Annotated in this window: 26 protein-coding genes; 8 read left to right on the plus strand and 18 right to left on the minus strand. The window is 72.0% G+C overall.

Features of this window, described 5'->3' with window-relative positions; genetic code table 11:
• Positions 1-158 precede the first annotated feature (158 nt).
• Positions 159-1,250, plus strand: a complete 1,092-nt coding sequence (locus tag BA062_RS19365) for a 3-deoxy-7-phosphoheptulonate synthase (RefSeq protein ID WP_110338688.1) — start codon at positions 159-161, stop codon at positions 1,248-1,250.
• Positions 1,251-1,311: 61 nt separating this feature from the next.
• Here the strand turns inward: BA062_RS19365 and BA062_RS19370 are convergent, their stop codons facing one another.
• The gene (locus BA062_RS19370) at positions 1,312-1,815 is read right to left on the minus strand and encodes a polyadenylate-specific 3'-exoribonuclease AS (protein ID WP_110338690.1); all 504 of its coding nucleotides are present in this window, start codon (positions 1,813-1,815) and stop codon (positions 1,312-1,314) included.
• A 21-nt stretch (positions 1,816-1,836) separates the two neighbouring features.
• Positions 1,837-2,598 (minus strand): lysophospholipid acyltransferase family protein, encoded by a 762-nt coding sequence (locus BA062_RS19375; protein ID WP_110338692.1) that lies wholly within the window; start codon positions 2,596-2,598, stop codon positions 1,837-1,839.
• 187 nt (positions 2,599-2,785) lie between these two features.
• On the opposite strand from BA062_RS19375, the gene BA062_RS19380 reads away from it, so the two are divergent.
• Both BA062_RS19380 and BA062_RS19385 read left to right on the plus strand, forming a co-directional pair.
• Positions 2,786-3,547, plus strand: a complete 762-nt coding sequence (locus BA062_RS19380) for an alpha/beta hydrolase (RefSeq protein WP_110338694.1) — start codon at positions 2,786-2,788, stop codon at positions 3,545-3,547.
• A complete protein-coding gene (locus BA062_RS19385) occupies positions 3,544-4,071 on the plus strand; it encodes a hypothetical protein (protein ID WP_110338696.1) in 528 nt (175 codons plus the stop codon). The genes BA062_RS19380 and BA062_RS19385 overlap by 4 nt, the downstream gene beginning before the upstream one ends.
• Positions 4,072-4,121: 50 nt before the next feature.
• Here the strand turns inward: BA062_RS19385 and BA062_RS19390 are convergent, their stop codons facing one another.
• Genes BA062_RS19390 through BA062_RS19420 form a run of 7 tightly spaced genes read right to left on the minus strand, consistent with a single transcriptional unit; the run spans position 4,122 to position 9,211 of the window.
• A complete protein-coding gene (locus tag BA062_RS19390) occupies positions 4,122-5,003 on the minus strand; it encodes an NUDIX hydrolase (RefSeq protein ID WP_110338698.1) in 882 nt (293 codons plus the stop codon).
• A gap of 9 nt (positions 5,004-5,012) precedes the next feature.
• Positions 5,013-5,969, minus strand: coding sequence for an ROK family glucokinase (locus tag BA062_RS19395; RefSeq protein WP_110338700.1), 957 nt, complete (start codon positions 5,967-5,969; stop codon positions 5,013-5,015).
• 9 nt (positions 5,970-5,978) lie between these two features.
• Positions 5,979-6,392 carry a hypothetical protein gene (locus BA062_RS19400; protein ID WP_110338702.1) on the minus strand — a complete coding sequence of 138 codons (414 nt, stop codon included), beginning with the start codon at positions 6,390-6,392 and terminating at the stop codon, positions 5,979-5,981.
• Positions 6,389-7,531, minus strand: coding sequence for an ArsA family ATPase (locus BA062_RS19405; RefSeq protein ID WP_110338704.1), 1,143 nt, complete (start codon positions 7,529-7,531; stop codon positions 6,389-6,391). Before BA062_RS19405 ends, BA062_RS19400 begins: the two co-directional genes overlap by 4 nt.
• Before the next feature lies 1 nt (position 7,532).
• Positions 7,533-7,973, minus strand: coding sequence for an SRPBCC family protein (locus tag BA062_RS19410; protein ID WP_110338706.1), 441 nt, complete (start codon positions 7,971-7,973; stop codon positions 7,533-7,535).
• Between the two features lie 26 nt (positions 7,974-7,999).
• On the minus strand, positions 8,000-8,788 hold the full coding sequence (locus tag BA062_RS19415) for a metallophosphoesterase family protein (protein WP_110338708.1): 789 nt from the start codon (positions 8,786-8,788) through the stop codon (positions 8,000-8,002).
• 9 nt (positions 8,789-8,797) lie between these two features.
• Entirely contained in the window at positions 8,798-9,211 is a 414-nt protein-coding gene (locus tag BA062_RS19420; RefSeq protein WP_110338710.1) for a polyketide cyclase / dehydrase and lipid transport, read from the minus strand.
• Between the two features lie 108 nt (positions 9,212-9,319).
• Between BA062_RS19420 and BA062_RS19425 the strand changes: the two genes are divergently transcribed.
• Positions 9,320-11,116 carry an AMP-dependent synthetase/ligase gene (locus BA062_RS19425; protein ID WP_110338712.1) on the plus strand — a complete coding sequence of 599 codons (1,797 nt, stop codon included), beginning with the start codon at positions 9,320-9,322 and terminating at the stop codon, positions 11,114-11,116.
• A gap of 76 nt (positions 11,117-11,192) precedes the next feature.
• Here the strand turns inward: BA062_RS19425 and BA062_RS19430 are convergent, their stop codons facing one another.
• Entirely contained in the window at positions 11,193-11,921 is a 729-nt protein-coding gene (locus BA062_RS19430; RefSeq protein ID WP_110338714.1) for a TetR/AcrR family transcriptional regulator, read from the minus strand.
• Positions 11,922-12,011: 90 nt separating this feature from the next.
• Here BA062_RS19430 and BA062_RS19435 point away from each other — a divergent pair, with 90 nt between their 5' ends.
• On the plus strand, positions 12,012-12,995 hold the full coding sequence (locus BA062_RS19435) for an ATP-binding cassette domain-containing protein (RefSeq protein ID WP_110338716.1): 984 nt from the start codon (positions 12,012-12,014) through the stop codon (positions 12,993-12,995).
• Positions 12,992-13,807 carry an ABC transporter permease gene (locus BA062_RS19440; protein ID WP_110338718.1) on the plus strand — a complete coding sequence of 272 codons (816 nt, stop codon included), beginning with the start codon at positions 12,992-12,994 and terminating at the stop codon, positions 13,805-13,807. The genes BA062_RS19435 and BA062_RS19440 overlap by 4 nt, the downstream gene beginning before the upstream one ends.
• Positions 13,808-13,863: 56 nt before the next feature.
• Here BA062_RS19440 and BA062_RS19445 read toward each other — a convergent pair whose 3' ends face one another.
• The 4 genes from BA062_RS19445 to mraZ all read right to left on the minus strand — a co-directional run bounded on the left by BA062_RS19445 (position 13,864) and on the right by mraZ (position 18,117).
• Positions 13,864-15,786, minus strand: coding sequence for a peptidoglycan D,D-transpeptidase FtsI family protein (locus tag BA062_RS19445; protein WP_110338720.1), 1,923 nt, complete (start codon positions 15,784-15,786; stop codon positions 13,864-13,866).
• A gap of 21 nt (positions 15,787-15,807) precedes the next feature.
• Positions 15,808-16,557 carry a cell division protein FtsL gene (gene ftsL, locus BA062_RS19450; RefSeq protein ID WP_110338722.1) on the minus strand — a complete coding sequence of 250 codons (750 nt, stop codon included), beginning with the start codon at positions 16,555-16,557 and terminating at the stop codon, positions 15,808-15,810.
• Positions 16,557-17,513, minus strand: a complete 957-nt coding sequence (gene rsmH, locus BA062_RS19455; protein ID WP_110338724.1) for a 16S rRNA (cytosine(1402)-N(4))-methyltransferase RsmH — start codon at positions 17,511-17,513, stop codon at positions 16,557-16,559. Before rsmH ends, ftsL begins: the two co-directional genes overlap by 1 nt.
• Positions 17,514-17,685: 172 nt before the next feature.
• Complete coding sequence (mraZ, locus tag BA062_RS19460; RefSeq protein ID WP_110338725.1) at positions 17,686-18,117, minus strand: division/cell wall cluster transcriptional repressor MraZ; 432 nt, start codon at positions 18,115-18,117, stop codon at positions 17,686-17,688.
• 306 nt (positions 18,118-18,423) lie between these two features.
• Here mraZ and BA062_RS39890 point away from each other — a divergent pair, with 306 nt between their 5' ends.
• Positions 18,424-18,567 carry a hypothetical protein gene (locus tag BA062_RS39890; RefSeq protein ID WP_168214023.1) on the plus strand — a complete coding sequence of 48 codons (144 nt, stop codon included), beginning with the start codon at positions 18,424-18,426 and terminating at the stop codon, positions 18,565-18,567.
• A gap of 31 nt (positions 18,568-18,598) precedes the next feature.
• Here the strand turns inward: BA062_RS39890 and BA062_RS19465 are convergent, their stop codons facing one another.
• From BA062_RS19465 to BA062_RS19480, 4 genes are read right to left on the minus strand one after another with little or no spacing between them, the layout of a single operon-like run.
• Positions 18,599-19,339 carry an ESX secretion-associated protein EspG gene (locus BA062_RS19465; protein ID WP_110338727.1) on the minus strand — a complete coding sequence of 247 codons (741 nt, stop codon included), beginning with the start codon at positions 19,337-19,339 and terminating at the stop codon, positions 18,599-18,601.
• Positions 19,336-19,938 carry a PE-PGRS family protein gene (locus BA062_RS19470; RefSeq protein WP_110338729.1) on the minus strand — a complete coding sequence of 201 codons (603 nt, stop codon included), beginning with the start codon at positions 19,936-19,938 and terminating at the stop codon, positions 19,336-19,338. The genes BA062_RS19465 and BA062_RS19470 overlap by 4 nt, the downstream gene beginning before the upstream one ends.
• Positions 19,935-20,498 carry a DUF3558 family protein gene (locus tag BA062_RS19475; RefSeq protein ID WP_245959905.1) on the minus strand — a complete coding sequence of 188 codons (564 nt, stop codon included), beginning with the start codon at positions 20,496-20,498 and terminating at the stop codon, positions 19,935-19,937. Before BA062_RS19475 ends, BA062_RS19470 begins: the two co-directional genes overlap by 4 nt.
• Positions 20,488-20,853, minus strand: a complete 366-nt coding sequence (locus BA062_RS19480; RefSeq protein WP_110338731.1) for a hypothetical protein — start codon at positions 20,851-20,853, stop codon at positions 20,488-20,490. The genes BA062_RS19475 and BA062_RS19480 overlap by 11 nt, the downstream gene beginning before the upstream one ends.
• 262 nt (positions 20,854-21,115) lie before the next feature.
• Here BA062_RS19480 and BA062_RS19485 point away from each other — a divergent pair, with 262 nt between their 5' ends.
• Positions 21,116-22,189: an AAA family ATPase gene (locus BA062_RS19485; protein WP_168214024.1), complete on the plus strand. Its 1,074-nt coding sequence runs from the start codon at positions 21,116-21,118 to the stop codon at positions 22,187-22,189.
• Positions 22,190-22,267 lie beyond the last annotated feature (78 nt).

Below are 22,267 nucleotides of genomic sequence, written 5' to 3' on the forward strand. Positions count from 1 at the left end.
CGTCTGTTACAGTCACGGCCGTGCAGCGTTATTTCTGGTTTAGCAGGCCGGCCCGCGGTGGGTCGGTCGGCGACGCCGTGCGCTGACCATCTACCACCTCGAGCCGGACGCCAAGCCGGCTCGGGACGCGGGACGGCTTGCGGAAAGGAAGCCTCCCGATGTCACTCACCGCAGCTCCCGCGGACACCACCGACCCGCTCCAGCAGCTGGACGCGCAGCGGACCACGCACGTCAGCCCGCTGCTGTCGCCCGCGCTGCTGCGCGAGGAGCACCCGATGGACGCGGCGGTCGCCAAGACCGTCGCGCAGGGCCGCGCCGACACCGTCGACATCCTCGACGGCCGTGACGACCGGCTGCTCGTCGTGGCGGGCCCGTGTTCCGTGCACGACCCCGAGGCCGCGCTCGACTACGCGCGCCGGCTCGCCGCGCACGCCGAGAAGGTCCGCGACCAGCTGCACATCGTGATGCGGGTGTACTTCGAGAAGCCGAGGACCACGCTGGGCTGGAAGGGCCTCATCAACGATCCGGACCTCGACGGCAGCTTCGCGGTGAACAAGGGCCTGCGCCTGGCCCGGCAGCTGCTGCTCGACGTCTCCGCGCTCGGACTGCCGGTGGGCTGCGAGTTCCTCGACCCGATCACGCCGCAGTTCATCTCCGACACGGTGAGCTGGGGCTCGATCGGCGCGCGGACGGCGGCCAGCCAGGTGCACCGCCAGCTGTGCAGCGCGCTGTCGATGCCGGTGGGGATCAAGAACTCGACCGAGGGCGACGTGCAGGTCGCCGTCGACGCCACGCGCGCGGCCGCGGCGAGCCACGTGTTCCCCGGCATCAACTCCGACGGGCTGGCGGCGCTGTTCACCACGGCGGGCAACCCCGACTGTCACGTGATCCTGCGCGGCAGCAGCGCGGGCCCCAACCACGACGCCGAGACCGTCGCCGACACGCTCGCCCGCCTGCGCAAGGCCGGGCTGCCCGAGCGGGTGCTCGTCGACGCCAGCCACGGCAACAGCGGCAAGGACCACCACCGGCAGGCCGGCGTGGTGAGCGAGCTGGCCGCCCGCATCGGCGCCGGGGAACGCGGGATCACCGGGCTGATGCTGGAGAGCTTCCTCGAGGGCGGGCGCCAGGACCTCACCCTCGGCAGGGCCGGCGAGCTGGCCTACGGCCAGAGCATCACCGACGCCTGCGTGGACTGGGACACGACGGCCACCCTCCTCGACGACCTCGCCGCCGCCGTCCGAGCCCGCTGACAAACGGCCCCCAAGGCCACCTTTGTTGCGTTGAACGCAACAAAGGTGGCCTTGGGGGCGGCTACGCGGCGGGGAAACCTTTGCGGCGGCGGACCTCCTCGATCACGCGCCAGCGTTCGAGGTTGTGCCGCGCGTCGGCGAGGGCGTCGTGCGCGTCGGCGGGCGGCGAGGGCAGCCGCGGCTTGCCGACGTCCTCCCAGCGCTGCCGCAGGTCGCGGGTGAACCGGGGCAGCTGCCGCGGCAGCGCGGGCATCGGCCCCCACAGCTGGGCGAGCGCGACGTGGTCGTACGCGGCGAACCATGCCCACAGCTCGATGCCGCCGGGCGGGCTGCCGAGGAACTCCAGCAGGTCGGCCCGGATGCGTTCCCGGCTGCGCCACGCGGGATCCGCAGGCGAGGGCAGCTTGTCGAGCACGTTCTCGCGCACCCACGGACCCGCCTTGGCGGGGTCGAACTCGGTGGACACGGCGTAGAACTCACGGCCGGAGGTGTCCACGACACCGATCGACACCAGGTCGATCGTCACGCCGTCCTCGATGAACTCGGTGTCGTAGAAGAATCGCACCGCAGCACGGTACTCGACCGCTCAGCCCGCCTTGCTCCGCGGGAGCCGGGCGGCGTCGCGGGCGTCGGGCTGCAGCGGGACCGCGGGCCGCACCCCGGCGGCCTCGGCGGCGAGCAGCTCCTTGGCCTTCGCGGCGTAGATGTCCACGTACTCCTGGCCGGACAGCTCCATGAGCGCGTACATGATCTCGTCGGTGATCGAGCGCTCGATGAAGCGGTCGCCGGAAAGGCCCTCGTAGCGGGAGAAGTCCAGCGGCTTGCCGAACCGGATCTCCAGCCTGCGCGGCCGCCACATCTTGGAGCCGATGGGGTTCACGGACTCGGTGCCGACCATCGCGACCGGGATCACCGGCACCCGCGCCTCCAGCGCGATGCGCGCGACGCCCGTCTTGCCCTTGTAGAGCCTGGCGTCCGGGGACCGCGTGCCCTCAGGGTAGATGCCCAGCAGGCGGCCTTCCCGCAACAGCCGGATCGCCGTGTCGAGCGCGGCCTGCGCCGCCGAGCCGCCGGAGCGGTCGATCGGGAACTGGCCGACACCCGTGAAGAACCACTTCTTGAGCCTGCCCTTGATCCCGGGCTCGGTGAAGTACTCCTGCTTGGCGGGGAACGTGACGCGGCGGGACACATAGAGCGGCATGAAGAAGGAGTCGGCGACCGCGAGGTGGTTGCTCGCCAGTATCGCGCCGCCGCTCTCCGGGATGTTCTCCAGGCCGGTGACCTTGGTCGGCCAGAAGAGCCGCAGCAGCGGCCCGAGCAGCACGTACTTCATGAGGCGATACAGCACCGCGTCAAGTCCTCCTCCACGAAACCCCGGCCGGTTTGCAGCCTACGAACCCGCGCTGGCGAGGCACAACAGCGGACACCCGCTTGCTCGATCCCCGCGACCGATCTCACAGCGAGGCCAGTGCCCCACAGCGGCCGCCGCGCGTGCGAACATGGGACCACGAAGCTCGACGGGAGGGCGATCGGGCATGCCTGTGCTCGCCGGCGCGGAGCCGTTCTCGCACACCGACTCGACCGAGGTCGGCGTGCTTCTGTGCCACGGTTTCACCGGCTCCCCGGCGAGCCTGCGCCCCTGGGGCGAGTACCTCGCGCAGCAGGGCTTCACCGTCCGCTGCCCCCGTCTGCCCGGGCACGGGACCACGTGGCAGGAGTGCAACCGCACCCGCTGGCCAGACTGGTACGGCTGCGTCGACACCGAGCTCACCGAGCTGACGGCGATCTGCGAGTCGGTGTTCGTGTTCGGCCTGTCGATGGGCGGCACGCTCGCGCTGCGGCTGGCCCAGCAGCGCGGCGACGCGGTGGCCGGGCTCGTGCTCGTGAACCCCTCCGTGCTGACGTTGCGCACGGACGCGAAGCTGCTGCCGTTGCTGGCGCGTGTGCTGCCGTCGGTGAAGGGCCTCGGCGGGGACATCGCCAAACCGGGCGTCACCGAGCTGGCGTACGCGCGCACGCCGGTGAAGGCCACGGAGAGCCTGAGCCGGCTGTGGAAGATCGTGCGGCAGGATCTGCCCAGGGTGACCCAGCCGCTTCTCCTCCTGCACTCGGTCGTTGACCACATCGTGGAGCCGGTGAACTCGAAGGTCATCGCCGAGGGGGTGCGCAGCACCGAGTTCGAGGAGGTGCTGCTGCGCGACAGCTACCACGTGGCGACGCTCGACAACGACGCGCCGTTGATCTTCGAACGCAGCGCCGAGTTCGTACGGACGGTCAGGCAGGTGGGTGCCCGGTGAACAGAGCTGGTGGCTCCGATGGCCCGGAGGACGTGGACGCGACCTTCGAGGAGATCATCGCGGACCTGCGCGCCGAGGGCTTCGGCGCGGAGGCCGTGAGCGACCCCGAGCCCGAACGCAGGGACTCGCGGCAGGGGGCCGATCCCCCGGCGGAGCCGAAGCCGGAGCCCGAGCCACGCCGTCCCGCCACGGAGGATCCGGCGCCCGCGGGCACGGGCTGGCGTGACAGCGGCTCCGACTGGGACGAGACCATGCTGGGCCCTGACCCGGCCGGCGACGACGAGCACTACGTCCCGCCGGAGCCGCCGCCGCTGCCGAGGCCGCGCAAGGGCGCGTTCGTGGTGCTGCTGTTCTTCGTGGTGGGCCTGCTGCTGCTCATCGCTCCCCGGCTCATCGGGCTGACGAGCACGCTGGGCACGCCGCTCGGCATGCTCGCACTGGCCACCGGCATCGCGTTGCTGCTGCTGCGCGTGAAGCAGGGCCCGCCCGACGGGGCCGACCCGTCCAACGGCGCACAGGTCTAGCAGTCGCGAATCCACGACGCTCGACAGAGGGCGCAGGTCGCTCCGCAGCGCTACACCGCGCAGGTGTCGAGCAGAGCCCACAGCGCCGAGGGGCCGATCACCCCGGCACCCTCCGCGCGCACCCGGTCCCTCAGCAGCCGGTCGGCGGTCACCACCAGGACGTGGTCACGGGGCCGCTGCCGCATCAGCGCGGCCGTGGTCGCCACGATCGCGCTGTCGCCGTCGTGCTCGGCGGGCACGACCTCCACCGCGTCCACTGCGGCCGTTTCCCTCGCCTGGCCCTCCACGACCAGCACGATCCTCGGCCACCAGACCCACAGGCCGTCGTGGTCCAGATCGAGATCGGTGGCCTCGACACCGGCGCTGCCCAGCAGCGCCAGCCGGTCGCGCAGCCGGCCCGCCGCGGCGGCCCGGTCACGCCACCAGCCGTCGGGGCGGGCGCCCACCACGTTGGCCGCGTCGACCACGAGCACCAGCTCGCGGTCCAGCTGGGCACGCAGGCTCGGCCACGCGGCGGCGAAGTTGCGGTGCAGCGGATACTTCTCCACCTCGGCGGGATCGACCCAGTCCAGCGCGGTGCTCTCGGCGTTGGCGACCCGGGGGCGGACCGAGCCGTCCGCCGTGGCGAGCACCGTCGTGTAGCGCCAGGTGCCGTGGTCCTCGGCCCGCGCGGACAGCACGCGCACCGAGCCCGCGGGCACGGCGGTCTCCTCCTCGGTCTCCCTGGTCGCCGCTTGCGCGGGCGTCTCGTCGGAACGGATAGCGCCTCCCGGCAGCGCCCAGGTCTCGCCGTGGTGGGTCCACCCGGCGCGGTGCTGGAGCAGCACACCACGCCGCGGGTCGGTCAGCAGCAGCCCGGCGGCACCGTGCAGCCCCCAGTGCCGCTCCCCGCACACGCAGCTGACGAACCCGTCGCCGTCACCGAGCAGCATCCCGCCAGCCTAGTCATACGAGCCGGCGCTTTCCTCCCTCGCGAGGGTCGCGGCCCCGACGATCGCGGCCTCGTCGCCGAGCTGAGCGGTCCTGATCCGCGCGAGCGGGCGGTGGCCGGCGCCCGTCACGGCGTGCGCGTAGTGCTCCCGCGCCTCGTCGAGAAACAGCGGCGCCGACTCCGACACCCCGCCGCCGATCACGATCACCTCGGGGTCGTAGACGTCGGCGACCAGCGCCAGGCCCTCCCCCAGCCAGCGGGCGAGCTCGGCCATCGCGAGCTGCGCCACCGGATCGCCGTCGCGCGCGGCTCCGGCGACCCTCCGGCCCGTGACCGAACCGGGGTCGCCGGCGATCTCCCGCGCCAGCACGGTGGAGCGGCCGGGGTGGCGGGCGAGGAACTCGATCGCGGTCGCCGCCAGCGCGGTGCCGCTGCAGTAACGCTCCCAGCAGCCGTACTTGCCGCACGAGCACGGCCTGCCGCCCGGCACCACGCACAGGTGCCCCAGTTCGGGCGCGACGCCGTGGGCGCCCCGGAAGATCCGGCCGTCGAGCAGCAGCCCCGCGCCGATCCCGGTGCCGAGCGCCACGAGCGTCACCACGCGCGCGCCCCGCGCGGCGCCGAAGCGATGCTCGCCGAGCGTCGCCGCATTGGCGTCGTGTTCGAGGGTCACGGGCAGGCCGACCCGCTTGGCGATGCGGTCGCCGACGGGGGCCGCGCGCCAGGCGAGGTGCGGCGCGAACAGCACGCCGCGCCGGTCCGGCCGCACGAACGCCGCGACGGCGAGCCCGACGGCGCCCACCTCGTGCCGGTTGCGGAGTTCCTCGATCACCGAGGTGACGGCGTCCTCCAGCGCCACCTCACCGCTGGGCGTACCCGTCCGCGCGGTGTCCAGCAGCGCACCCTGCTCGTCCACGACCCCGGCCCGCACGCTCGTGCCGCCGACGTCGACGCCGATCGCCAGCATCCGGAACTCCTACTGCTCCCACTGCTCGCGCTGGCGCACGGCCACACGCTGGACGCGGACCGCGCCGTCACCGGGCGGCTCCGGCCTGGGCTCGGGCTGGAAGCCCGGCATGTGCACGCCCTCCTGCGGCTGCCAGCGATCCGCGAGCACGGCCCGCAGCAGCGCCACGAGCTGCGCGGCCTGCTCCAGCACGCGGGCGGCCAGTTCGGGCCGCTCACCGCGCACGACGGCCACGACCGCGCACAGCGGGCACCACGTGCAGCCGCCCTGCCTGCCGGGATGCTCGCCCTCCTCGCCCTGTCCGGGGTCGCCGTGCCCGGCGGCGATCACGCTCTCCAGCCACGGGGCCGCCCGGTCGATGACCAGGTCCACGAGCAGCCGGATCTCCTCGGCGAGGCGGGCGCCTTCGTCGTTGCCCGTCATGCGGGTCCTTCCAGGTGCACCAGCAGCCCTCGGGAGTCGGACTCGGCGTCGGCGATGCGGCACGGCCGCAGCGCCTCGGGCAGTGCGACGAGCCGCCGGAAGCCGTCCACGGTGATGGCCAGCTCGTCGTCGATCCGGGCCAGGTCGACGACGGTGTCCCTGGTGAGCGGCAGCGCCACCCGCAGCGAGTACCCGCTGTCCGTTTCGGACACCGTCAGCAGCGGCGCGAGGCTCTCCCCCGCGCCGGCGAGCGGGGTGGCGTCGCCGTAGAGCTCGTGGGCGATCTCGCGCAGTGCCGCCAGGCCCACCGGCTCGGCGGCGCGGTGCTCCACCGAGCGCAGCATGCCCTCGCCGAGCGCGGAGCGGGCCAGTTCGGCGAGCACCTCCTCCTGCTGGGCCCTGCGCGTGCGCAGCCACGAGGCCGCCCCGCCACGCCACAGCCCCGGGGCGGGCATCAGCCGGTTGGCGATCAGGCCGTCGACGCGGATGCCGCGCAGTGCGAGCGAGGTGAGCGTTCTGCGGGTCTCGGCCACCACCACGCGCTCGGGCGTGAGCACGAGCCGCACGCTGGTCGTGGCGGGATCGGTGAGCAGCCCGCGCAGCGACTCCAGGTGGGTGGCGAGCCGTTCGACGGAGCGTGCGAGCCCGGACAGCCGCGTCTTCCAGCCGTACATCCGCGTGAGGTACCCGGAGACCGCCTCGGGCAGCGTGAGCAGCCGCAGCGTCTCCGCCGTCGGGCCGCAGTCGACGATCACGGCCTCCCACGGCCCCGTCTCGGCGAGCCGCCGCACCTCGGTGAGCGCGAGCAGCTCGTCGACGCCGGGCAGCACGGCCAGCTCCTCGGCGTCGAGGCTGTCGAGCCCGGCGCCGGTCACGAGCGCGGAGCGCAGCTGTGCCCGCAGCGTCTGCCACGTGCCGTCGACGAGGGATCGCGAGTCGATCTGCGCGGCGTGCAGGCAGGTGTCCACCTCGGCCGGCTCGCCGGACAGCGGGCCGCCGAAGGCGTCGCCGAGCGAGTGCGCGGGATCGGTGGAGACGACGAGCGTCTTGCTGCCCCGGCCCGCCAGCGCGGCGGCGGTCGCCGCCGCGAGGGTCGTCTTGCCGACGCCCCCCTTGCCCGTGAACAGCAGGACCCGCACGCTACCCCTTGCCCTCGACGCGCCGCTTGAGCTCCTTGAGCGCGGTGTCCATGATCATCTTCTCGGCCTTGCGGCGCAGCAGGCCGATCATGGGCAGCACCAGCTCGACGGACAGCGTGTAGGTGACCTTGGTGCGCTCGCCGTGGGGCTCCAGCAGGTAGCGCCCGTTCTGGGCCTTCTGCATCTGCCCCTTCACCAGGTGCCAGCTCACCGAGAGGCCGTCGGCCGCCCACTCGTACTCCAGCGTGTAGACGTCCTTCACCGGGCCGGAGTCGAGCGTGAACTTGACCTGCTTGGCCCGGCCCTCGTCGTCGGTGGCGAGCACCTCGGTCTCGCGGACGGCCTTGGCCCACTCCGGGTACGCGGGAAGGTCGGCGATGACCGCCATGATCTCCGCTGGCGCGGCGTCGACCTCGATGGACTGCGTGGACTGCTCGGCCATGCGCGTCAGCGTAGCGGTACCGCCGCCTACCAGCGCAGCACGTACGGGCGCGCCGTGTGCTTGAAATGGCCGACGTTGCGGCATTCCGTGCGCCCGGCCCGTGACCTGGGCGCCAGCGGCTGGTGGACGTGCCCGAACAGCGACCACCTCGGCTGCTCCGCCGTGATCAGCCCGAGCAGCGCGTCGGAACCGAGTTCGGCGCGGCGGGCGACGACGTCGTAGGTCAGCTCCGGCAGCGCGGGCGGGATGTGGCTGCACAGCACGTCGATGCCGCGCAGCTCGGCGGCGGCCTTGTCGAACTCCTCCCGCGTGCGCAGGTAAGGCCGCCAGATCCCGTTGCGGCGGGGCACGACACCGTCGGGCAGCAGCGCGCCGCCGATGAAGCCGAAGCGCAGGCCGCCGATCTCCACGACCTCGCCGTCCGTGAGGTGGATCCCCGGCCCGGCGAACTCGGGCCACAGGGCGGGCGCGTCGACGTTGCCCGGCACCGCGTAGGTGGGAGCGGTCATCGCGGCGAACAGCTCGGCGTACTGCTCGCGGATCGCCTCGTCCACCGCGCTCGCGGGGTCGTCGAGGCTGGCCCACAGCGACCGGGAGAACGCGACCGTCTCGTCCCGGGTGCCCTCGCGCCGCAGCCTGGCGAACGTGCGCACGTTGTCGGCGCCGAAGAGCGCGCCGAGGATTCCCTTGCCGTGCTCGTGGTAGTCGACGAAGTCGATCAGGTCGCCGAGCACGACGAGCGCGTCGGCGCCGTCACCGGCGCGGGCGAGCGCCTCCGCGTTGCCGTGCACGTCGGAAACGACATGAACCCGCACGTCCCCAGCCTACCGAGCGGCGGGAACCTGGGGCGGCACGCCCGGCTCGCGGCCGTCCTCGAGGACCTGCTTGAGCTCCAGCGCGATCGCCTTCGCGGCCCGTGCCCTGCGGTCGAACTCGCGGCGCAGCCGGGCCGGGCGCGGCGGGGCGGAACCCGCCGGGGTCGCCCTCAGGAAGTAGTGCAGCAGCGTGCCGTCCAGCACGGGCTCCAGCCACACCTCCATCGTGCCGACCAGTGCGCCGCGCACGGTCCAGCGCAAGCCCTCGTCGCCGCGATCGGTGTAAACTTCAAGCACCAGGTCGGGCCAGTATTTCGACCACGAACGGGGGTCGGCGAAGGCCGCGGCGACCGTGCTCGGGGGCACCGCGAGGAACGTCTCGTCGACGATGTCCAGCGCGGGCGCGTTCTCGGAAGCCAACACGGGTGCAGAATGACATGCTCATCCGATCACCGGGACCCGCCCTTGGTCAAACGGACATATTGCGGCTAAGTTGACCGGCGAGTAACACAGTGGGACACGGAGGTTCACGTGCGCGAGTACAGCGCCCCCGCCAGCCGGACCGTCGCCGACGACGAGAACGCTTCGGACGTCGTGTGGGCCAACGCGGAGCGGTTCGGCGACACCGTGAGTTTTCGGCGACAGGTCGACGGCTCGTGGCACGACGTCACCGCGCGCGAGTTCGCCGCCGAGGCGCTCGCCGTCGCCAAGGGCCTGATCAAGGCGGGGATCAAGCAGGGCGACCGTGTGGGCCTGATGTCGAAGACCCGCTACGAGTGGACCCTGATCGACTTCGCGATCTGGGCCGCGGGCGGGGTCACGGTGCCCATCTACGAGACCTCCTCCGCGGAGCAGGTCCACTGGATCCTCTCCGACTCGGGCGCCAAGGGCGTGTTCGTCGAGACGGCCCAGCACAGCACGACACTGGGCGAGGTGCGCGGCAGGCTGCCGGAACTCGACCACGCGTGGCAGATCGAGGGCGACCAGCCGGCCGTCGAGGAGCTGGGCGCGCTCGGCGCCGACGTGTCCGACGACGACGTGCACACGCGCCGCCGCTCCGTTCGCGCCGACGACATCGCCACCATCGTGTACACCTCCGGCACCACGGGCAGGCCCAAGGGCGTGACGCTGACCCACCGCAACCTGCTGGCCGAGGTCCGCGCCGACATCGCCGCGTTCCCGCAGCTGATGGGCGCGGGCAACTCGCTGCTGCTGTTCCTGCCGCTGGCCCACATCCTGGCGCGCGCCATCGCGCTGACGGCGTTCACCTCCCGCGCCACGCTCGGGCACACCGCCGACATCAAGGACCTGGTCGCCGACCTGGGCACGTTCCGGCCGACGTTCGTGGTGGCCGTGCCGCGCGTGTTCGAGAAGGTCTACAACGGCGCGAAGCTCAAGGCGCACTCCGAGGGCAAGGGCAAGATCTTCGACGCGGCCGAGGCGACGGCCGTCGCCTACAGCGAGGCCAGGGACGCCGGCGGTGCCGGGCTGGGGGTGAAGCTCAAGCACGCCGTGTTCGACAAGCTGGTCTACACCAAGCTGCGCGCGGCGCTGGGCGGCCGGTGCATCGCCGCCGTCTCCGGCGGTGCCCCGCTGGGCGCGCGGCTCGCGCACTTCTTCCGCGGCATCGGCGTGCCGGTGTTCGAGGGCTACGGCCTCACCGAGACCAGCGCGGCCGCCAACGTGAACACCGAGGACGCGTTCAAGGTCGGCACGGTCGGCAGGCCGGTGGCGGGCACCTCGGTGCGGATCGCCGACGACGGCGAGGTGCTGCTCAAGGGCGACGTCGTGTTCGGCTCCTACTGGAACAACGAGCAGGCCACGGCCGAGTCGCTGGAGGACGGCTGGTTCCACACCGGCGACCTCGGCGAGCTCGACGACGAGGGCTTCCTCAAGATCACCGGCCGCAAGAAGGAGATCATCGTCACGGCGGGCGGCAAGAACGTCGCGCCGTCGGGGCTCGAGGACACGCTCAAGGCCAACCCGTTGATCAGCCAGGCGATGGTGGTCGGTGACCAGCGCCCGTTCATCGGCGTCCTGGTGACGATCGACGAGGAGTTCTTCCCGACCTGGAAGTCGCAGAACGGCAAGCCCGAGGGCGCGTCGGTGTCCGACCTCGCCGAAGACCCGGACCTGAAGGCGGCCGTGCAGGCGGCGGTGGACGAGGCGAACAAGCTCGTGTCGCACGCCGAGTCGATCAAGAAGTTCACGATTCTGCCGAACGACTTCACCGAGGAGGGCGGGGAGATCACGCCGAGCCTCAAGCTCAAGCGCAACGTGGTGAGCAAGAACTACGCCACCGCGATCGACTCCCTCTACGCCAAGTAACCCTTCTGCTGATTGGCCCCCAAGGCCACCTTTGTTGCGTTGAGCGCAACAAAGGTGGCCTTGGGGGCCGTTGGCGTCACTCCGGGAGGGTGGCCTCGATGCCGGCGAGGATGCGGGCAAGGGCGCGTTCGAAACGGCTTTCCGGGTCCTCGTGGGGTGCCTTCGCCTCGGCGATCACGCGGGCGAAGTACGGGTACTCGCCGCTCTCGATGATCGACTCGACGTAGGGTCCCATCGCACGCTGCACCTCCTCGTCGTCGGCGTCGCCGAAGAAGTCCCGGGTCGCCAGCTCGTTCTGCACGTAGCCGTCGACCCAGGTGTTGACCAGTGCGATGGTCTCGAACATGTCGTCGATGCCCAGACCGAGACCGTCCAGGATGGACATCGAGCGCTCGAAGCCCCGCAGCATGTTCGGCCCCATCGTCGGCCTGCCCGACCACACACGGGACAGCCACGGGTGCGCGAGCAGCGCCTGCCGCTGTCCGCACGCGATGTCGCCGAGGTCGCGCTTCCAGTCGCCGCTGAGCTCGGGCCACTCCTCCCGGCCGAGGATCCGGTCGGCCATCAGCTCGACGAGAGCCTCCTTGTTGGCGACGTAGCGGTACAGGCTCATGGCCCCGGTGCCGAGGCGCGCGGCGACCTTGCGCATGGTGACCGCGGTGAGTCCCTCCTCGTCGGCGATCTCGATGGCCGCGTCGGCGATCTGCTCCCGGCTGTAGGCGGGCGCGGGGCCACGGGTGCGCCGCTGCTGGTCGCCCCACACGCGGACCAGCGCCGACAGCCGTGCCTCGCTCGTGCCTGCCACTCGTTCTCCTCCAGCGAAACTCAGTTGCGTACGTCGTACTCGGTTGGCTACCTTTGTACTGCGTACATCGTACTCACTTCAGGGGTCTTCATGGGGAAACACACTGGCGACGCGGTCGTCGTCGCCGAAGGGCTACGCAAGAGATTCGGGCAGACGCAGGCGCTCGACGGGCTCGACCTGACCGTGCCGGCCGGGCAGGTCTACGGGCTGCTCGGCCCGAACGGCGCGGGCAAGAGCACGTCGGTCCGCGTCTTCGCCACGCTCACCAGGCCGGACGAGGGCCGGGCCACCGTCGCGGGCCACGACGTGGTGCGCGAGGCAGGCGCCGTCCGGCGCGAGATAGGCCTTGCCGGACAGCACGCCGCGCTCGACGAGCAGCTCACGGGACGCGAGAACCTGCGCATCTTCGGCAGGCTCTTCCATCTCGGCACCAAGCGCGCCAGGGAGCGGGCCGACGAGCTGCTCGAGCGGTTCGACCTCGCCCACGCGGCCGACCGGCTGGTCAAGACCTACTCGGGCGGGATGCGCCGCAGGCTCGACCTCATCTCGAGCCTGATCGTCTCCCCCACCGTGCTGTTCCTCGACGAGCCGACGACGGGCCTGGACCCGCGCAGCCGCAACGAGATCTGGGACACCGTGCGCGACCTCGTCGGGCAGGGCACCACGGTGCTGCTCACCACGCAGTACCTCGACGAGGCCGACCAGCTGGCCCACAACATCGCCGTGATCGACACCGGCAAGGTGATCGCCTCGGGGACTCCTGACGAGCTCAAGGCGCGGATCGGGGGCCGGATCGACGTGACGGTGGGCGATGCCGCCGAGATCCCCGACGCCGCGCGGGCGCTCGCCGTGCTCGCCGACACCGGCACCGAGCCCGACGTCGACGCCGACCGCAGGCTGCTGAGCGTGCCCGTCGGTGCCGACTCGCTGGCGCTGCCCGACATCGTGCGCCAGCTCGACCAGGCCGGGGTGAAGGCGGTGGACGTCGGCATCCGCAGGCCGACGCTCGACGAGGTCTTCCTGACCCTCACCGGCAAACCCACCACCACGACCACCGAGGAGGCGGCCCGATGACCGCGACCGCGACCGCGTCCCCGTTGCGCACCGGGCTCTCCGACGGGCTCGCCGTCATGAGCCGCAACCTGCTCAAGCTCAAGCACCAGCCCGGTCAGATCGTCGCGACGTTCGCGTTCCCGCTCGTGTCGGTGGTGCTGTTCGGCTACGTCTTCGGCAGCGCCATCCCCATCCCCGGCGGCGGGAACTACCGCGAGTACCTCATGCCGGGCCTGTTCGTGATGAGCACCGTGTTCGGCGTGATGGGCGCGCTGACGGTCATCGCCAAGGACAACGGGCTGGGCGTCATGGACCGCTACCGCTCGATGCCGATGGCCCGCTCCGCCGTCCCGTTCGGACAGACGGCCGCCGATCTCGTGATCGCGGCGGGCAGCCTCGTCATCATGGCGGCGTGCGGCCTGCTGTTCGGCTGGCGGGCCCACAACGGGATCGGGGCGACGCTCGCCGGGTTCGGGCTGTTGCTGTTGCTGCAGTACGCCGTCTCGTGGCTCGGCGTGTTCCTCGGCTCGCTGGCGAAGAACGAGGAGACCGCGGCGAGGATCGGGCCGCTGATCATGCCGGTCACGATGATCTCCAACATCTTCGTGCCCACCGACGGCATGCCGGCCATCCTGCAGGCGATCGCCGACTGGAACCCCGTGAGCGCCGCGACGGCGGCCTGCCGCGAGCTGTTCGGCAACCCCGGGCTGCCCGCGGGCGACGTGGCGTGGCCCATCGCCAACCCGGTGCTCGCCACCGTCGGCTGGTGTGTGCTGCTGCTGGCGGTGTTCGTCCCGCTGTCGATCCGCCGCTTCCGCACCGCGGGCCTGTAGTCGGACACGGAACCGGCCCGGCATTCCCCAGGGGATGCCGGGCCGTTTCCCGTCGCTCAGCCGGCCTGGATCAGCGGCACGACCGGAGCCTGCTTGTCCGACAGCGGCAGCTGGTAGCGCTGCGCCAGGTACGACGCGATCTCGTGGAACAGCGGCGCGGCCGAGGAGCCCTCCGGCAGCGTCGTGTCGGGCGCGTCGAGCCGGATGCCCACCACGAACCGGGGGTCGTCGGCGGGCAGCATCCCCGCGAAGGTGATGTTGTAGAGGTGGTCGCTGTAGGCGCCCGTGTTGGGGTCCACCTGCTGTCCCGTGCCGGTCTTGCCGGAGATCTGGTAGCCCTCCAGCGCCGCCTGCGGCGCGGTGCCCCGGTGGTAGGTGTCGCCGTCCTGCGTGGTCGCGCGAAGCATGTCCTTGACCGTATTCGCGGTCTCGGTGCTCACCACCCGCGACGACTTCGGCTTCGGCTCGGGCACCCGCTTGCCGTCGGGCGTGATCTTCGCGCTGACGATCCTCGGTTCCACGCGCACGCCGCCGTTCGCGATCGCCTGGTACATGCTCGCCATCTGCACGACGGTCATCGACAGGCCCTGCCCGATCGGCAGGTTGCCGAACGTCGTGCCGGACCACTGGCTGCGCGGCGGCACGTAGCCGGGGCTCTCACCGGGCAGGCCGATGCCGGTGCGCTTGCCGAGCCCGAACTTCTGCAGCATCTCCAGGTACCGGTCCGGACCGAGCTTCTGGGCGAGCATCAGCGTGCCGACGTTGGACGACTTCGCGAAGATGCCGGTGGCCGTGAACGGCTGGGTGCCGTGGTCCCACGCGTCGTGCACGACGTGGTCGGCGACCTCGATCGAGCCGGGCACCTGCAGCACCGAGTCCGGCTTCACGATGCCGTGCTCGATGGCCGCCGCCGCGGTGACGATCTTGTTCACCGACCCCGGTTCGTACGGGGTGGTCACCGCGGTGTTGTTCATCAGCTCCGGGTCGAGTGAGCCCGCGTTCGGGTCGAGCGTCTTGTCGTTGGCGAGCGCGTAGACCTCGCCGGTCTTGGCGTCCATGATCACCGCGCTGCCGCCCTGCGCGTCGGCGGCCCGCACGTACTCCGCGAGCTTGTTCTGCAGGTCGTACTGCAGGTCGGAGTCGATCGTCAGCTCCAGGTCCGAGCCGGGCGTAGCCGGCTGCAGGTCCCGTTCGGTGCCGGGGATCACGACGTTGTCGTTGCCCTGGGCCGTGTCGACGATCTGCCGTCCCGGCGTGCCCGCGAGATCGCTGTCGCGCATGTTCTCCAGGCCGGAGAGGCCGTGGATGTTGTGCTTGGACACGTCCGGGTCGTCGGTGCGCCAGTTCGCGAAGCCCACGATGTTCGAGGCCAGCTCCCCGCCGGGGTACTCCCGCTTGGCCCGCTTCTCGTAGCCGATCTCCGGGTACTTCGCCTTGATCTCGTCGGCGATCGAGGGCTCGACGTCGTCGACGAGGTAGGTGAAGCTGGCGCCCTTGTGGAAGTCGGCCAGCAGCTCCGACTCGGTGGTCTTGCCGGGCAGCTTGCCCGCGATGAACTTCGCGATCTCGGCGACCCGCGTGCGGTAATTCTCGCCCGACTCGGGGTTCTCGCGCGCGAACTCGTCCCAGGTCTTGCGCATCAGCCGCAGGTTCGCCCACAGCATGCGCGTTTCGACGCTGAACGCCAGCTCCTGCCCGTTGCGGTCCACAATGGAGCCGCGGTGGGCGGGGATGTCGATCGTGGTCGTGCGCTGCCGCTCCGCCTTCGCCGACAGCGCCTCGGCCTGGAAACCCTGCACCTGCACGAGCTTGAGCCCCGCCGCGACGAGCAGGACCACCAGGAAGATCCGGCCGGCCACGAAGCGACCCCGGTTACCGCCGTCGATCGCGGGCGCGCCCCCTCTGCGCGCCCTGGCCGAGTAGGTGCGGCGCGTGCCGCCCCTGCCGGCTCCTCCTCGCGATCGTGCCTGACCTGGCATCAATCCCCTCCGGTCGTCGCTCTACTCCTGCACCTGGCCGGCCGCGGCGTTCTCCGCCTGCCCGCCGGCATCCTGGCGCTCCCCTGCCTGCTGGTCCCGGCTCTCCTCCGGGTTCTGCCCCTGCTGTCCCTGCGGCTGGCCCTGCTGGCCCTGCTGCCCCTGCTGAGCGGGCGGCGGGCCCGCGGGGTCCGGGTCGGGCTCGGGCTCCGGGGGCGGCGCCGGCGCGGTGGCCTCGGTCGGCTCGCCGACGACGCGGATCGAGCCGTCCTCGTTCACCACGATGCGCGCCGGGTTGCCCCCGGGCACCATGCCCAGCGCCTTGGCGCGCTCGGCGAGCGACGACGGAGACTCCGCGCTCGCGACCTCACGCTGCAGCTGCTCGGAGTACTCGGCGAGATGGGCGTTGCCCTGCCGCAGCTCCTCGAGCCGGTAGGAATCGGCGATGGCCTGTGTGGACAGACCCAGCGTGGTCGCCACGCCCGCCGCCATCAACGCCATCAGCAGAAGCACGAACGACGCGCGCGAACGCGGCCACCGCAGGCGCAGCCGCAAGCGCGGCACGCCCTGCTCGGGGGCGGCCTCACGCCGCAGCTCCTGCGCACGCTGGGCGCGCCGCGCGTAGGCGCGCTCGGCCGCCGAGCTGCGCCGCCTCGGCGCGCCCCCGGTCTCGGGAGCCTCGGGGGCCGCCGTCGTGGTGGCGCGCGGGCGCTGCCGGGTACGGGACGTGGACTGGGTGCGTGTCCGGGTGCGTGTGCGTGCCGGCGCGGTCATCAGGCATCCGCTCCAATCCGTTCGGCGGCGCGCAGCCGCACCGAGGCCGCTCGCGCGTTGTGTTCGATCTCCCGTTCGTCGGCCTTCTCGGCCCCGCGGGTCAGCAGGCGCAGCTCGGGACCGTGGCCCGGCAGCTCCACCGGCAGGCCCTCCGGCGTACGCGAGGACGCCTTCTCCGCGAACGCGCGCTTGACGATGCGGTCCTCCAGCGAGTGGTAGGACTCGACGACGATCCGCCCGCCCGGCGCGAGCGCGTCGATCGCCGAAGGCACGGCGGCCCGCAGCGTGTCCAGCTCGCCGTTGACCTCGATGCGCAGCGCCTGGAACGTGCGCTTGGCGGGATGTCCTCCGGTGCGCCTGCTCGGCGCGGGCACGGTGTCGTAGAGCAGCCGGACGAGCCGCTCGCTGCGCTCGAAGGGCTCCTTCTCGCGCTCCGCAACCACGGCCTTGGCGATGCGGTGGGCGAAGCGTTCCTCGCCGTAGTCGCGCAGGATCCGCGTGAGGTCGGCGAGCGGGTAGGTGTTGAGCACGTCGGCCGCGGTGCGCCCGGACGTCGGGTCCATGCGCATGTCGAGCGGTGCGTCGCGCGCGTACGCGAACCCCCGCTCGGCGAGGTCGAGCTGCATCGAGGACACCCCCAGGTCCATCAGTACACCGTCCACATGCGACAGACCGCGTTCCTCGAGCACCTCGGGCAGCCGGTCGTAGACGGCGTGGACGAACTCCACGCGGTCGCCGTGCGCGGCGAGCCGCTCCCGGGAGCGCTCGAGTGCGTTGGGATCGCGGTCCAGCCCGATCAGGCGCAGCGCCGGATGGGCGGTCAGCAGCGCGTCGGCGTGCCCGCCGAGCCCGAGCGTCGTGTCGACGAGCACGGCCTCGCGGCCGGCGAGCGCGGGCTCGAACAGCTCGAGCACGCGGTCGAGCAGGACGGGCAGGTGCGCGGTGCCGTCGTTCATGGGCCCCGCCCCCTTTCGCCTCACCCGCCCCGTTGTGCTCGTCCGGTGCCGATGCCGTCAGGTTGCGGACCTGATACCGGGGAAGGTGCATCAGGGCCGCAGCCTGACGGCATCCGCGCCGGAACTCCCTCGTTCCACCCGGCACGGCCGGGGAAACCCGTGCCCGCCGTCGTCAGAACACGCCGGGCAGGATCTCCTCCTGCGCCTTGGCGTAGCTGTCCTCGTGCTCCTCCAGGTAGCCCTGCCACGCTTGGGCGTCCCAGATCTCCAGCCTGGTGATCGCACCGATCACCACGCATTCCTTGTTGAGCCCGGCATAGCGCCGGAGCTCGGACGCGATGGCGATGCGCCCCTGCCCGTCAGGGCGTTGCTCGTCGGTGCCCGCGAACAGGTACCGCTGGTAGGCACGCACCGACTCGTTGGTGAAGGGCGCTTCGGCCACCTTGCGGGCCATCTGCTCGAACTCCGCACGCGGGAAGACGTACAGGCAGTGATCCTGTCCCTTGGTGATCATCAGCCCACCCGCCAGCGCGTCACGGAACTTCGCGGGCAGCGTGAGCCGCCCCTTGTCGTCCAGCTTCGGGGTGTGGGTGCCGAGGAACATCGGCCACCACCTCCCCTACCGACCAGCGCCGAACCCACGTGCCCGCGGATTCCGCCGAGATCGGCCACGAGGCTTCCCTTCCGCCCCACTGGCCACCACCGTACCCCACTTTTCACCACAGTCAACGCCGAAACAGCTCGATCGTGGACTTTCACGCGACATTTACGCAGGTCACTGCGGTGGGGCCGGAGTGGGGCGCGGTGGGGCGAGATCGCCGCCGCGGGTGAGGGAACACGTGTGCCGCGACCCCATCAGGGCCCTCGAGAGCCCGCCGGTGGCGGAAAGTGGGGACGGTGGGGAGCAGTGGTGGAGGGAGGTGGGTGGCGCGCGCCCGGCGAGGCACGCCGCCCGCCGTCACGGCGACGTCCGGCGACGGGCCGGGCCGGACTGGACCAGCTGCGACCCCTGGCCGAGCAGCTGCTGACCGGCCCGCAGCAGGCCCTGGCGTAGCGCGGTACCGGGTCCGGCGGTGAGCGGACCGCTACGCCACCAGGTCCGCGAGCCGCGCGGCGAGGCGCTCCCGGTCAGCGGGCGCCACGCTCATCCAGTCCTCGTCGCCCCGGCCCGGCGCGACCGTGCCGAGGTACGCGCCGACGTCGGTGACGAACCAGCTCACGCCGCCGAGCCTGCGCAGCCGATGCCCCTCGCGTACCCGCACCGAGAACTGGCCGGCGCCGAGCACGGGCCGCGCCTGGATCGCGAGCACCTCGCGCAGTTGCTGTTCGTAGGCCGCCGAACCCGCGGCCTTCCCGTACACCGGGTCCTGCGCGGCGGGGCCGAGCACCGACGCCGGCAGGCTCACGCCGTAGCCCGGCCCCGGTTCCAGCTCGGGCAGGACCCCGACGGCGGCGGAGAACAGCTCGCCTTCCCCGATGACCGCCAGGCCGATGGTCTGCCGCGGCTGCACCGCGAGCACGCCGCGCCTGCCTCGCACGGCGGCGACGGCCCGCACCGGTTCCGGTTCGGCCAGGTCCAGCAGCGCCTCGCATTCGACGTACACCGACGCGCCCGCCAGCAGGCCGAGCCGGTCGCGCAGCTCCTCGTCGGGCTCGCCGCCGGAGAACAGCCCGCGCTCGGCGAGGTTCTCGTGCACGGCACGGCGGATGTCGCTGCGCTCGGTGCCGGTCCGGCCGACGCTCGGCACGAGCAGTGGAGCGGGCGGGGCACCGTAGCCGAGATCGGACCAGAGGATGTCGAACGCCGACGCGGATACGCGGATCACATCGGGACCGGCTTTCCCTGCTGCCCCCGGTGTCCCCCGCCCCTGGTCAACGAGGGCGGCGCGGTGAACGACGAGGACGGCACGGCCGCCCGCAGCGCGGCGTCGCGCGCGTAGAGGACGTCGATCGCCTTCTGCCGCGCGGCCTCGGCCTCCTCGCGGCGGGCCGACAGCGCGCCGGAGAGCCCGGCGAGCGCCGCGAGGTCACCGGCGGCGACCGCGTCGCGGATCATGCCCGCGGGGTCGTACGGCACCGGTTCCGGCATCTCCGCGCGCGCCCGCGCGGCGGTCTCGGCCTGGCTGCCCACCGCCTCGCCCAGCGACACCGACACGGCCGCGGCCTCCTGCGACCAGCCCGCCGCCTTGCGCAGCACGGCGCGCAGCGCGTCCCCACCGGGGCCGCTCCACGCCTCCTCGCTGCCCGCCGACATCCCCGTGAGCGCGTCGCCGGCCTCCCGCAGCGCGTCTGCCAGCTCGGCCCACTCCCGGCCGATCTCCCCGGCCTCGGCGGGTTCGTTGCCCGACTCGACCTCGGCCTTGAGCGCCTCGTGGCTGTACCACTCGTAGCGGCGGCCGGTGCTCGGTATCGCGCGGTCACTCATGACAGCCCTCCCGGCAGTTTCGGCTCGATCAGCCCGGCCACGGTGTCGGCCCGGGTGCACGCCTGGGCGGTGCCCGTGAAGTTCGTGTTGGTGACGTCCACGTGCACGCTCGCCGACTCGCCGGTGCCCAGCAGCACGGCACACGTGCCGTCGTCGGCGTCGTGGTCGGCCACGCGCAGCGCGTCGTGGGCGCCGATGCGCACCTGCTCTGCCGTGCCCTCCTCCTCGGTCCGCAGGTCCGCGAGGCCGGAGGTCTCGTCGATGGTGATCGTGACGCCGTAGGAGCCCGGTTCGGTGTAGTCACAGGCCCGTGCGCCGCCGAGGGACTTCTGCTCGCCCGTGGACGTCAGCCCCGCGGTCGAGCGCTCCGCGGGGGTCAGCAGGCCGCACGGGTCGAGCGCGGCGGGCTGTGTGGACGACGGCGTGGACGTCGGCGGGGACGTGGACACACCGTCGGCCTGCGCGGGCAGGCCCTCGACCCGGCCGCACGCCGCCGTGAGGAGAAGAAGGGGGACAAGAGAGAAGAAGGAACCGGGGACGCGCATTCGGTCAGCCGCCACCCACGCAGTCCACGCCGTCGGCCGCGGCCTCGTCCTCGGTCTCGTAGCGCTCGAGCGCCGCGGTGATCTGGGCCTTGAGGTCCTCGAGCTCCCTGCCGAAGCGGGTCAGCGAGTCGGCGGCGGAATCCTCCCCGCCGAGGCCGTACTGCGCCATGAAGTCGCCGACCTCACCGGCGTACCCCGCGCCGAGCGGAACCGACCGGCCGAGTACCTTGGCCTGCCGTACCAGCTGTCCCACGACGTCCTGCAGTTCGCTGAGCCGCTTGAAGGCGTCGCCCGCCAGTTCCGGTGACACGGCGAACGCCTCCGCCGGCACCGGCGACACCCTCGGGGCCGCCATGTCCAGGTCGGTCATCGCGTCGCGCCTCTCCGTAGTCGCCTGATTCCGTTTCGGAGCATAGGTCAGAACCGAGGGTCATCGGGACGCGTCTTCCCCGCTCACCTGATCGGGCCAACGGCGCTGGTGACCATGCGTGACCGCAGGGTTGAATCATGGAGTTCGCCCGCGTTTGACACACTTCGTGGGACGCTTGTCGAGGGCGAGGACATACGCCCATCCCACGAATGACGACCACACGTTCGTGGCGCGCGCGAGGGTATTGGCACCAGGAGGTCGTGTGACGTCGAGAGCACAGTCTGCCGCCACCGCCGAGCTGAACGGCGAGCAGACCGAACACGTGCACTACCCGGGGGGCTCACACCTCAACGGGCAGGGCCCGGCCGGGCTCGACGAGCTCCACGACACGGTGCGGCGCATCGCGGCCAACGTCGAACGCGTGCTCGTCGGCAAGCCCGAGGTCGTGCGCATCGCGCTGGTGACGCTGCTCGCGGAGGGGCACCTGCTCGTCGAGGACGTGCCCGGCGTCGGCAAGACGTCGCTCGCCAAGGCGCTGGCCCGCTCGATCGACTGCACGGTGAGCCGCATCCAGTTCACCCCGGACCTGCTGCCCAGCGACATCACCGGCGTCTCGATCTACAACCGGCAGTCCACCGATTTCGAGTTCCGCCCCGGCCCGGTGTTCGCCAACATCGTGGTGGGCGACGAGATCAACCGCGCCTCGCCGAAGACGCAGTCGGCACTGCTGGAGTGCATGGAGGAGCGGCAGGTCACGGTGGACACCACGACCTACCACCTCGACGAGCCGTTCATGGTGATCGCCACCCAGAACCCGATCGAGATGGAGGGCACCTACGCCCTGCCCGAGGCGCAGCGCGACCGGTTCACCGCGCGCGTCTCGATCGGCTACCCCGACCCGAAGGCCGAGCTCGCGATGGTCGACGAGCATGCGGGACACAACCCGCTCGACGGGCTGGAGCCGGTGTCCGACGGCGCGACCGTGCACCGCCTCATCGAGACGGTGCGGAACATGCACATCGCGCCCGAGGTGCGGCAGTACGCCGTCGAGCTGGCCGCCGCGACGCGCCAGGTTCCGGAGCTGCGGCTCGGCGCCTCCCCGCGCGCGACGCTGCAGCTGGTGCGCGCCGCCCGCGCGCAGGCAGCGCTGTCCGGCCGTGAGTACGTGGTGCCGGACGACCTGCACGCGGTCGCCGTCCCCGTGCTCGCCCACCGGCTCGTGCTCACCACCGAGGCCCACGCCGCACGCCGCTCCGCGACCGACGTGATCCGGGGCGTACTGCACCGGGTTCCCGTCCCGCACGGCGGCAACGGGCTGGGCCACCGCCAGCCCTGACCCGGACGGACCACCGTGACCAGGTCATCTCCCGACGATCCCCAGCGGTCGCGCAAGCAGGGGCGGCAGGCTCCCTGG

Origin of the sequence: Prauserella flavalba (genome assembly GCF_003202235.1) — a bacterium.
GTDB classification, from domain to species: domain Bacteria; phylum Actinomycetota; class Actinomycetes; order Mycobacteriales; family Pseudonocardiaceae; genus Prauserella_A; species Prauserella_A flavalba.

What these genes read in the sequence shown, in the direction of transcription:
- BA062_RS19365 (WP_110338688.1), top strand. Translation starts at nt 159, where the DNA reads ATGTCACTCACCGCAGCTCCCGCGGACACCACCGACCCGCTCCAGCAG.
- BA062_RS19380 (WP_110338694.1), top strand. Translation starts at nt 2,786, where the DNA reads ATGCCTGTGCTCGCCGGCGCGGAGCCGTTCTCGCACACCGACTCGACC.
- BA062_RS19390 (WP_110338698.1), bottom strand. Translation starts at nt 5,003, where the DNA reads ATGCTGCTCGGTGACGGCGACGGGTTCGTCAGCTGCGTGTGCGGGGAG.
- BA062_RS19395 (WP_110338700.1), bottom strand. Translation starts at nt 5,969, where the DNA reads ATGCTGGCGATCGGCGTCGACGTCGGCGGCACGAGCGTGCGGGCCGGG.
- BA062_RS19400 (WP_110338702.1), bottom strand. Translation starts at nt 6,392, where the DNA reads ATGACGGGCAACGACGAAGGCGCCCGCCTCGCCGAGGAGATCCGGCTG.
- BA062_RS19410 (WP_110338706.1), bottom strand. Translation starts at nt 7,973, where the DNA reads ATGGCCGAGCAGTCCACGCAGTCCATCGAGGTCGACGCCGCGCCAGCG.
- BA062_RS19435 (WP_110338716.1), top strand. Translation starts at nt 12,012, where the DNA reads ATGGGGAAACACACTGGCGACGCGGTCGTCGTCGCCGAAGGGCTACGC.
- BA062_RS19440 (WP_110338718.1), top strand. Translation starts at nt 12,992, where the DNA reads ATGACCGCGACCGCGACCGCGTCCCCGTTGCGCACCGGGCTCTCCGAC.
- BA062_RS19445 (WP_110338720.1), bottom strand. Translation starts at nt 15,786, where the DNA reads ATGCCAGGTCAGGCACGATCGCGAGGAGGAGCCGGCAGGGGCGGCACG.
- ftsL (WP_110338722.1), bottom strand. Translation starts at nt 16,557, where the DNA reads ATGACCGCGCCGGCACGCACACGCACCCGGACACGCACCCAGTCCACG.
- rsmH (WP_110338724.1), bottom strand. Translation starts at nt 17,513, where the DNA reads ATGAACGACGGCACCGCGCACCTGCCCGTCCTGCTCGACCGCGTGCTC.
- mraZ (WP_110338725.1), bottom strand. Translation starts at nt 18,117, where the DNA reads ATGTTCCTCGGCACCCACACCCCGAAGCTGGACGACAAGGGGCGGCTC.
- BA062_RS19470 (WP_110338729.1), bottom strand. Translation starts at nt 19,938, where the DNA reads ATGAGTGACCGCGCGATACCGAGCACCGGCCGCCGCTACGAGTGGTAC.
- BA062_RS19480 (WP_110338731.1), bottom strand. Translation starts at nt 20,853, where the DNA reads ATGACCGACCTGGACATGGCGGCCCCGAGGGTGTCGCCGGTGCCGGCG.